At 40.3% G+C, this 8,402-nt stretch carries 10 protein-coding genes; 5 read left to right on the forward strand and 5 right to left on the reverse strand.

Features of this window, described 5'->3' with window-relative positions; genetic code table 11:
• Positions 1 to 204: 204 nt before the first annotated feature.
• Entirely contained in the window at positions 205 to 438 is a 234-nt protein-coding gene (locus tag AM228_RS12975) for a hypothetical protein (RefSeq protein WP_054466530.1), read from the forward strand.
• A gap of 377 nt (positions 439 to 815) precedes the next feature.
• Here AM228_RS12975 and AM228_RS12980 read toward each other — a convergent pair whose 3' ends face one another.
• From AM228_RS12980 to AM228_RS32505, 4 genes are all read right to left on the reverse strand, one after another.
• Complete coding sequence (locus AM228_RS12980; RefSeq protein WP_231636779.1) at positions 816 to 1,274, reverse strand: hypothetical protein; 459 nt, start codon at positions 1,272 to 1,274, stop codon at positions 816 to 818.
• Positions 1,274 to 1,756 (reverse strand): hypothetical protein, encoded by a 483-nt coding sequence (locus AM228_RS12985; RefSeq protein ID WP_231636780.1) that lies wholly within the window; start codon positions 1,754 to 1,756, stop codon positions 1,274 to 1,276. Before AM228_RS12985 ends, AM228_RS12980 begins: the two co-directional genes overlap by 1 nt.
• 202 nt (positions 1,757 to 1,958) lie before the next feature.
• A complete protein-coding gene (locus tag AM228_RS12990) occupies positions 1,959 to 2,735 on the reverse strand; it encodes a peptidylprolyl isomerase (RefSeq protein ID WP_054466532.1) in 777 nt (258 codons plus the stop codon).
• A 64-nt stretch (positions 2,736 to 2,799) separates the two neighbouring features.
• Entirely contained in the window at positions 2,800 to 2,943 is a 144-nt protein-coding gene (locus tag AM228_RS32505) for a hypothetical protein (protein ID WP_156331739.1), read from the reverse strand.
• Between the two features lie 147 nt (positions 2,944 to 3,090).
• On the opposite strand from AM228_RS32505, the gene AM228_RS12995 reads away from it, so the two are divergent.
• From AM228_RS12995 to AM228_RS13010, 4 genes are all read left to right on the forward strand, one after another.
• Positions 3,091 to 4,134, forward strand: coding sequence for a BMP family protein (locus AM228_RS12995; protein ID WP_054466533.1), 1,044 nt, complete (start codon positions 3,091 to 3,093; stop codon positions 4,132 to 4,134).
• A 63-nt stretch (positions 4,135 to 4,197) separates the two neighbouring features.
• Entirely contained in the window at positions 4,198 to 5,730 is a 1,533-nt protein-coding gene (locus AM228_RS13000; protein ID WP_054466534.1) for an ABC transporter ATP-binding protein, read from the forward strand.
• Entirely contained in the window at positions 5,727 to 6,806 is a 1,080-nt protein-coding gene (locus tag AM228_RS13005) for an ABC transporter permease (protein WP_054466535.1), read from the forward strand. The genes AM228_RS13000 and AM228_RS13005 overlap by 4 nt, the downstream gene beginning before the upstream one ends.
• A 5-nt stretch (positions 6,807 to 6,811) precedes the next feature.
• Complete coding sequence (locus tag AM228_RS13010) at positions 6,812 to 7,741, forward strand: ABC transporter permease (RefSeq protein ID WP_054466536.1); 930 nt, start codon at positions 6,812 to 6,814, stop codon at positions 7,739 to 7,741.
• Between the two features lie 148 nt (positions 7,742 to 7,889).
• Here AM228_RS13010 and AM228_RS36775 read toward each other — a convergent pair whose 3' ends face one another.
• Positions 7,890 to 8,048 carry a hypothetical protein gene (locus tag AM228_RS36775; protein WP_369817722.1) on the reverse strand — a complete coding sequence of 53 codons (159 nt, stop codon included), beginning with the start codon at positions 8,046 to 8,048 and terminating at the stop codon, positions 7,890 to 7,892.
• Positions 8,049 to 8,402: the final 354 nt, after the last annotated feature.

The raw sequence follows: 8,402 nt of genomic DNA on the forward strand, positions 1-8,402 counted from the left end.
GAAAAACTAGGTTACATTGAAAGATTTTTGCTGAAAAACCAGAGATTTACTTAAGTAAAAACACGTTTTCTGAGAGTTTGGTGAAACTATTATTCAGTAAAATTACTGAATTTTGAAATATTTTTGACAGTATAGAATATTTGACAAAATAAATAACTTGTTTTACAATCGTCATGTGTAGTACATTAAATTCATTCAAAAATCATGGAACTTGGAACAACCATAGTTGTGGCATCTGTGGCAGGGTTGGCTAATAACGCAGGCTCATATATCTTTAATAATGTTGCGGATGAACTGGGCGTAGGTGAAAAAATTAAAGAAATAACGAGAAAAGCCAAACATACAGTCAACCAGGAATGGAATGATGGATGGGAAAGAGATTATGAAGCTGGCGGAATTTCTTCCGTTGTAAAAAATGCCGAAGCAGAGATGGCTTAAAAAAATATATACCAAACCGGAATAAAAGCTAATTGTATAAATCTATAGGGGACACTATTACTGTGTCCTTATTTCTTTTATATATACTGCTTGAGGTCTGGTTTTGCGTTTTTTGGCTCTCAGTAGTATCTCAGTGGTAGGGTGCGTTAGGCTCGGTATAAACTTTTGATGGCAAGAATTAATCTTGTTCGAGCCTAGACGCACCAATCCACCAATAATTAGGTTAATCGGTGCATTACTTGTTAAAATTTAATGCTGCTTATGGTGCGTCTAGGCGGACAGTAAAGATTAGTAGTTTTCTCTAAAATTTTCTCACCGCCTAACGCACCCTATGATTGACTTGGTTTTTTGGGTTATAATTCAATTAAATATTTCGATTACTTGATCCGTTTCATTATCACAACAAAATTGCCATAAATTGCCCCGGCAAGTCCGGGTAAATTTTCATGTTCTATATCCTCGTCTTGCCCTAGCTTACTCGTCCATTTTCCATTCTCTAATTGCCTAGCGATATGTGTTGGCTTTCCATGAGAATCTGCATAAATGGCTATTTTTTGATATCCTGGTTCTATAGTATCATCTGCACAAACTTCATAGCCAATGGTTTGAAAAGCCTGCTGGAAAGCCTCTACAGTGACTTCTCGTGGTACTCCCTCTGGCCAATAATCGATATTTTGCGAATCTGGCCACCACCACCTTTGATCGTCACCCGCTGCCCAAGCGATACAATTGTAATCGATCGTATCAGGACTGGTAATTTCATATCCATTTGCTGATAAATTAGGAAAATCCCTTTCTATCCAAGCTTTTACCCTAGCAATCCAGTCCTCATTCATCACCATATATAACCCTTTTTTCTCCCCCAATTTAACCAAGCTTCGATCATTTCTTTGGTCTTTCCTCTCTGTTCGGGAAGCACTGGATCTTCACGAGTAATTGATTTTAAAGCCCAAAACCAGCGCCCAGAATTTTTTTCCAATTCCCGTAACAGCATCGGGATAACTTCACTCCCCATGCCAATGATTTGCTGATAAGCTGAGTGCATTGATAGTTGTTCTGTGGATGAAATGCCGCGAGTTTCTGTTTTCCATTGCTCCACAAGCTGATAAAAAGTTGTTTCCAAATCAGTTTTTTTAGCAAACGCCTCTGGTTCTATAATTTTCCGCCAGTTAGTCGAAATATTATCCAAGTTGCTCTCACTTTCTAGAGGCATTAAAACCGCGATCACTTGTCCATTCCGAGTTAAAACTATCGGTTCTTTATAATTAGCCGATTCCGCCAGTGGATCTTGTGTTTCTGTAACTTCAATTAATTTCATAGGCGATCGCCTTGCGAATCATTACTCTACCCATCATTCTAACATAAATATCTTGAATATAACCCTTGGGCTAAAAAATGTTTAGATAAATGTTAATATAAAAAAATACTAAGTTAGAAAAACCGGGTTTCTGGAAAAGGTTGTCCTTATCAAAAATACACGCAGAAACCCGGTTTCTTAAACTTAGGTTAGGTTGGGAATATCAAGCTTCAACTTTTGGCGGTTCTATATGCAGTTTCACCGGCTGATTTTGTAATTGGAATTGCCACCATTGTTCAAATACTTGCTCTTCTAGATTTTGTTTTAGTTGTCCAGAAAGTGTGGCGGGAATCCGTTGTTCCAGTCGCAGAACACTGTATAAATTCTGAAATTCTACAGGCCCGACAATATCTCCCGGTTTGGCATCTTTGAGCAATTCACTAATTTGGTCTGGGAGTTGACCCAATGTCACCGCCCCCATCATGCCATTAAATAGGCGATCGCCGGTTGTGGAATGCTCTTTCACCAGTTTTTCAAATTGGGCAGGCTTTTTATCAAGCTGAGTTTTTAACTCTTCTGCCTTGGGTAAATTATCCACCACAATCCGAGAAAGAATCACTTGCTCAAATGAATCTTTATTTTGCTCAAAGATTTCTTGCACCTTACTATTGACGATCGCTTGTTTGAGCAATTCAAACTTTAATCCCGCTGTCACTTGTTTGCGAAAATCAACATAGTTAGTGCCTTGACTGGTCAGCCATTGGTCAAAACTTTGGGGATTTACCAGTTGATTTTGCAGTCGAAAATTGACGATCGCTTGTTCGATTTGGCTAGAGTCAACCTCCAGATCCGTGCGTTGGGCGACCTCTTTGGCAATCACGTGCTGCCGCAGAATTCGCATCAGAAATTGCTGCAAGTCTCCACTTGCCCGCAAATAACCCAGTGCTTGGGGTAAAGAGATGTTTTCTTCGCCAATCGTTAAAAAATTTTCCGCAGTCATGTTGAATTAAAACCTAGAGTAAAACTAGGGTGATTTCACCTTTACGGTAACATATTCAAAGCATTCAGACCGTAGGGGCAATTCCGTTGGCGGTGGTTGCCCCGGTTTTCCGTGGTTGTCCCGGACGGAATTCAGCAATTCCGTTGGCGGTGGTTGCTCCGGTCTTGTCCCGAATAAAGTAGAATGGGCAAATCTCCTGTATTCGCACAGAAAATTATCGCATTATATAAGAAAACCAACCTCAGAATAGCTGATTTTGCGGAAAAATTTTAGATCGCCTAACTAATTTCGGCGATCGCTTGACGAATTATTTGTGCAAATACTATAAAATGACTAGATATCATCCAGAGAAAATATGAAACGAAATTTTAGCCGCCGGAAATTTTTGGTGTATGGTTCAGCGACTTTAGGGACTAGCTTATTACTGAAAGCTTGCAGTAGTAATCAAACTAGCACCGTTAGTGATAGTGGGGCAGGGTTTAAAATTGCGATCGCACTTCCTGGTCTAATCACCGATAAAGCTTGGAATCAGTCTGGATACGAAGGGATCAACCTAGCGAAACAAAACTTAGGGGCAGAAGTGGCATATCTCGAACAAGTTGCCCAAACCGATCAAGCGGAAGTTTTAATCGACTTTGCCCGCAAAGGTTATAATGTGGTCTTTGCTCATGGTGGGCAATTTGATGCCTCTATAGAGCAAGTTGCGCCCCAATTTCCCAATACATTTTTTGTCGGGGTTAATGGGAATAATCAAGGAGAAAATATTGCCTCTTTAAGAATCGATCACTTACAAGGGAGTTATTTATGTGGTCTGATTGGGGCGGCAATGACTAAATCAAATAAATTAGCCTATCTAGCAGGGCAAGAATTTCCGGCAACCCAGGAAGAATTGCGGGGATTTGAATTAGGCGCAAAATCCGTTAAACCGAATATTCAAGTAAGTTCCACCTTTGTGGGGGATTGGAATGATATTGTGAAGGCAAAACAAGCGGCACTGGCTTTAATTGCCGATGGTGCTGATGTGATTTATCAATGGTTAGATAGTTCTTCTCCCGCAGTTTTACAAGCCGCCAGTGATAAAGGAGTTTATGCTTTTGGGAATACAACGGATCAATTACAGATTGCTCCGAAAGCCGTGTTAACCAGTATTATCAAACGCTTGGATGTGGCGATCGCCTATTTAGCAGAACTCGCTCAAAAAAAAGAACTCAAGGGACAGATATATAATATCGGTTTAGATAGAAAAGATATCTTATATTTAGGTCAATTTGGTTCCGCCGTACCCGAACCAATTAAACAAAATGCCTTGCAAATAGAACAAGCCATTTCTCAGCAAAAAATAATCTTTGAACCTTGTCAAGACGCCGGAAAAGATACCCGTTGCGTGAAAAAAGTCTAAATTATACTAAGATACTAATTTTCTGGTAATTTTCTGGTAATTCTCTGGTAATGTGAAAGGTTCATGGATTTACGCTTAGAAAATATTAGTAAACACTTTCATTCATTTATTGCCAACGATCGCATTAGTTTCCGGGTTGAAACGGGAAAAATTATGGCAATATTAGGGGAAAATGGAGCCGGAAAGACCACTTTAATGAATATTCTAAGTGGTCTATATCAACCGGATACGGGTACAATTTATCTAGACGATCGCCCCGTCAAAATTACATCACCCCACCAGGCAATTCAGTTAGGAATCGGCATGGTACATCAACATTTTATGCTGGTGCCTAACTTGACCGTTACGGAAAATATTATTTTAGGCACCGAAAATAGTTGGCGCTTAAATTGGTCGCAAAAACAACAAGAAATTTTTGCTTTAGCTCAAAGTTATGGCCTAGAAATTGAGCCAAATGCCCGCATCGAAAATTTACCTGTAGGGCAACAGCAAAGAGTCGAAATCCTAAAAGTATTATATCGCCAAGCAAAACTATTAATTTTTGATGAACCCACCGCCGTTTTAACCCCCAAGGAAGTCGCAGGATTTATTCATATCTTGCGACAATTAGCGGCGGCTGGGAAGACGATTATTTTTATTAGCCATAAATTAGAAGAAGTGATTAAACTTTGTGATAATGTCACCGTATTAAGACGAGGTAAAGTAGTCGCTACCAGAAGCACTCAAGAAGTCACTTCTCAGCAATTATCAGACTTGATGGTGGGACAAGGGGTAAGTTTAACAGTTAATAAAAAAGTTAATAAAAAAGTTAATCAACAAGTTAATCAACAAGTTAATCAACAAGTTAATCAATCTGTATACACAGCCGAACAAGTAATTTTATCCGTAGAAAAATTGCAAGTTTTAGATGATAGAAATATTCCCTCTCTTCGCAATATTTCCTTTGAATTACGGGCTGGAGAAATTTTAGGAATTGCGGGGGTAGATGGGAATGGACAAAGAGAATTGGCTGATGCGATCGCCGGTTTAAGAAGTATCCATCAGGGTAAAATTTCTTTCCCTGGTTCTTTGGTGCATCCGCAAATCGGCTATATTCCCGAAGACCGCCAAAAAATGGGGTTAATCTTGCCGTTTACCATTGCAGAAAACTTAATATTAAATAGTTTTACTAAGTCGCCGTTTTGCCGTTATTTTTTATTGCAACCAAAGGCGATCGAACGCAATGCTCAAATCAGCATAGAAAAATTTAAAATTCGCGTTTCAGGAGAAAATGTAAAAGTTAGTCAACTATCAGGGGGAAATCAGCAAAAAGTCGTATTAGCCAGAGAACTGGCAGAAGAACCAAATTTAATTATCGCCATGCAACCCACCAGGGGATTAGATGTCGGTGCAACCGCTACGGTTCACGAGGAGTTATTAGCCCAACGAGAACGGGGTGCCGCGATTTTGTATATTTCCACCGAGTTAGAAGAAGTTATGGCGATGAGCGATCGCATAGCGGTCATTTATCGGGGAGAATTTGTGGATATTTTAGACGCACATACCGCTACATTAGAAAAGATTGGTTTATTGATGGGAGGAGCAAACATGACATGACGATCGCGAATAAACCCTTTCAATTAATTAGGCGAATTATTCGGCCAATTATTCGGCCAATTATATCACCGCTGATTGCGGTGATTTGCGCTCTGATTTTGGGTGGGATGCTGATTTTTTTTGCCGGAGCAAATCCCATCAGCGCCTACACCGCTTTATTTCAAGAATCCCTGACTACTTACTTTGGTTTTGGCAATACCCTCACCAAAATGACCCCCCTATTATTCACCAGTTTAGGGGTATTAATCGCCTTGGGTGCGGGACAATTTAATCTTGGGGGTGAGGGACAAATTTATTTTGGTGCTTTGGGTAGCACTTTAGTGGGTTTATATGTACAGGGAATTCCGGCGATAATTCATATTCCCTTAGCCCTAATTTCTGGCTTTATTTTTGGGGCATTTTGGGGTTGGATACCGGGTTATCTGAAAGCAGTAAAAGGAGTTAATGAAGTGATTACTACTTTATTACTCAATTACATTGCCATAAATTTAGTCAGTTACCTAGTCCAAAACCCTTTAAAAGCACCCGCTGCACCGAGTCCATATTCTCCATTAATTGCCAAAACCGCCAGATTACCGATTATTTTACCGGACAGTTTAGCCCATTTGGGTATTTTACTCGCTTTCATTACCGCAGCGGTTTTATGGATATTGTTGATGCGATCGCCTTTAGGATATCAAATTACTGCCGTTGGTTTTAATTCTACCGCCGCCCATTATGCCGGTATTTCGGTGAAAAATACCCTGATGATTGTGATGGCTTTAGCAGGTGGTTTAGCAGGGTTAGCGGGGGCTTCAGAAGTGATGGGATTAAAATATCGTTTATTTGAACAAATGTCCCCCGGTTACGGATTTGATGCGATCGCGATCGCTTTTTTAAGTCGTGGTAGTATTAGCGGTGTTCTGTTGGCTTCTTTATTTTTTGCCGCTTTGCGTAGTGGGGCGAATATTATCCAAAGAAGTGCCGGAGTCCCGATTACAATTGTGTATATTATCGAGGGATTAACCGTACTATTTATTGCGATCGCTTTGGCGTTAGAAAAACGATGGTTAAATGGTTTAAATAATGACAATTAACTATAATGATTAATTATAATGATTATTTGATTTCTAGCGTTGATTTAGCCGTCCCTTTAGCATTTGCCGCCCTGGGGGGAATGTACTCGGAACGGTCGGGAGTTCTGAATATTGCCCTGGAAGGTTTGTTATTAACCGGCGCTTTTTCTAGCGCGATCGCCACCTTTTACACCGGCAATCCTTATGTAGGAATTGTCTTTGCATTAATCGGCGGCGGATTAGTGGGTTTACTTCACGCTTTCTTATCGGTGACTTTAGCAGTTAATCAGTTAGTATCAGGATTAGGAATTAATCTACTAGCGGCGGGATTAACCTCATTTTTCGCCCGCCTAATATTTAATGGTAATAGCACGGAAAGATTACCCGGAATTGAGGCGATTGCCATCCCTGGACTGGCAAAAATCCCACCCCTAGGCGCTATTTTATTCCAACAGAATATTCTGGTTTATTTGCTAGTTATTTTAGTAGCTTTTAGTCTCTATTTTTTATTTCATACCAGCCTTGGCTTAACCTTGCGATCGGTGGGTGAATATCCCCAAGCTGCGGCAACTGCGGGAATTTCCGTTGCCTGGGTGCGCTATGGTGCAGTGATAGTCAGTGGATGTTTAGCGAGTTTAGGAGGGGCTTATCTTACCTTGGTACAAATTAATTTTTTTACCGAAGGAATGAGTGCCGGAAAAGGATTTATTGCCCTAGCAGCGCTAATTTTTGGTCGGTGGCATCCTTTAGGGATTATTGGGGCTTGTTTCTTATTTGGGGCGACGGAAGCTTTACAGTTAAGAATTCAAGCATTTGGGGCAAATATTCCCTATCAATTTTTAGTCATGTCACCCTACATTCTGGCTTTATTTGCCTTACTAGGATTAGCCGGAAAAGCCCTGCCTCCGAAAAGTCTGGGCATCCCTTATTCCCTCGAAAATAGTCACGATGAATAGACAAGAGTGCTTTTATTCTAAAAAGCCCCCCTTAAAAAGGGGGGTTGGGGGGATCGATGCGTTATCACTTTTGGTTTAAGTTTTGCTACCGACAAAAAACCCGGTTTTTTTGGTCAAACCGGGTTGCGGGAATCCCTCAAAAAGATTCCTAGGATTGCGGGTGAAATCTGGCTAACAACTCTTCTCGATTCAGTTGCATAATCAGTTGAGTTATTTCCAGGGCAGATAGTTGAATTAACGGATCAATAATTTGGGATAACTCCCGCTCGATTGTGCCAAAATTCACTTGAAGCATGGTTTCAACCATCAGCCTTTGCCCTTGTTGAATTCCTTGTTGAATTCCTTGTTAAATTCATTGTTAAATTTATTGTTCAAATCCTTGTTGGGTAGCGATTTATAGTCGCTGCAAATACAGGGGCGATAGTTCCATAATTAACTCCCGATATTCTCGATCCAAATCTTGACGTGCGTCTAAAATTGTTTTTAAGTTATAAAGCAATTCTAGCGCCGCCAATCGATATCAATTATCTTCCGGCAATTCTCAATTCGGGGATATAATTGGTAAATTATAAAACGCCACTTTAAACAGCAGTGGCGTTTTATGCTTAATCCTAATCAGACAATTCCTTCAGCAATTCCGAGTAAATCATCGCAGCCACCT

It is taken from the genome of Planktothricoides sp. SR001, assembly GCF_001276715.1.
GTDB classification, from domain to species: domain Bacteria; phylum Cyanobacteriota; class Cyanobacteriia; order Cyanobacteriales; family Laspinemataceae; genus Planktothricoides; species Planktothricoides raciborskii.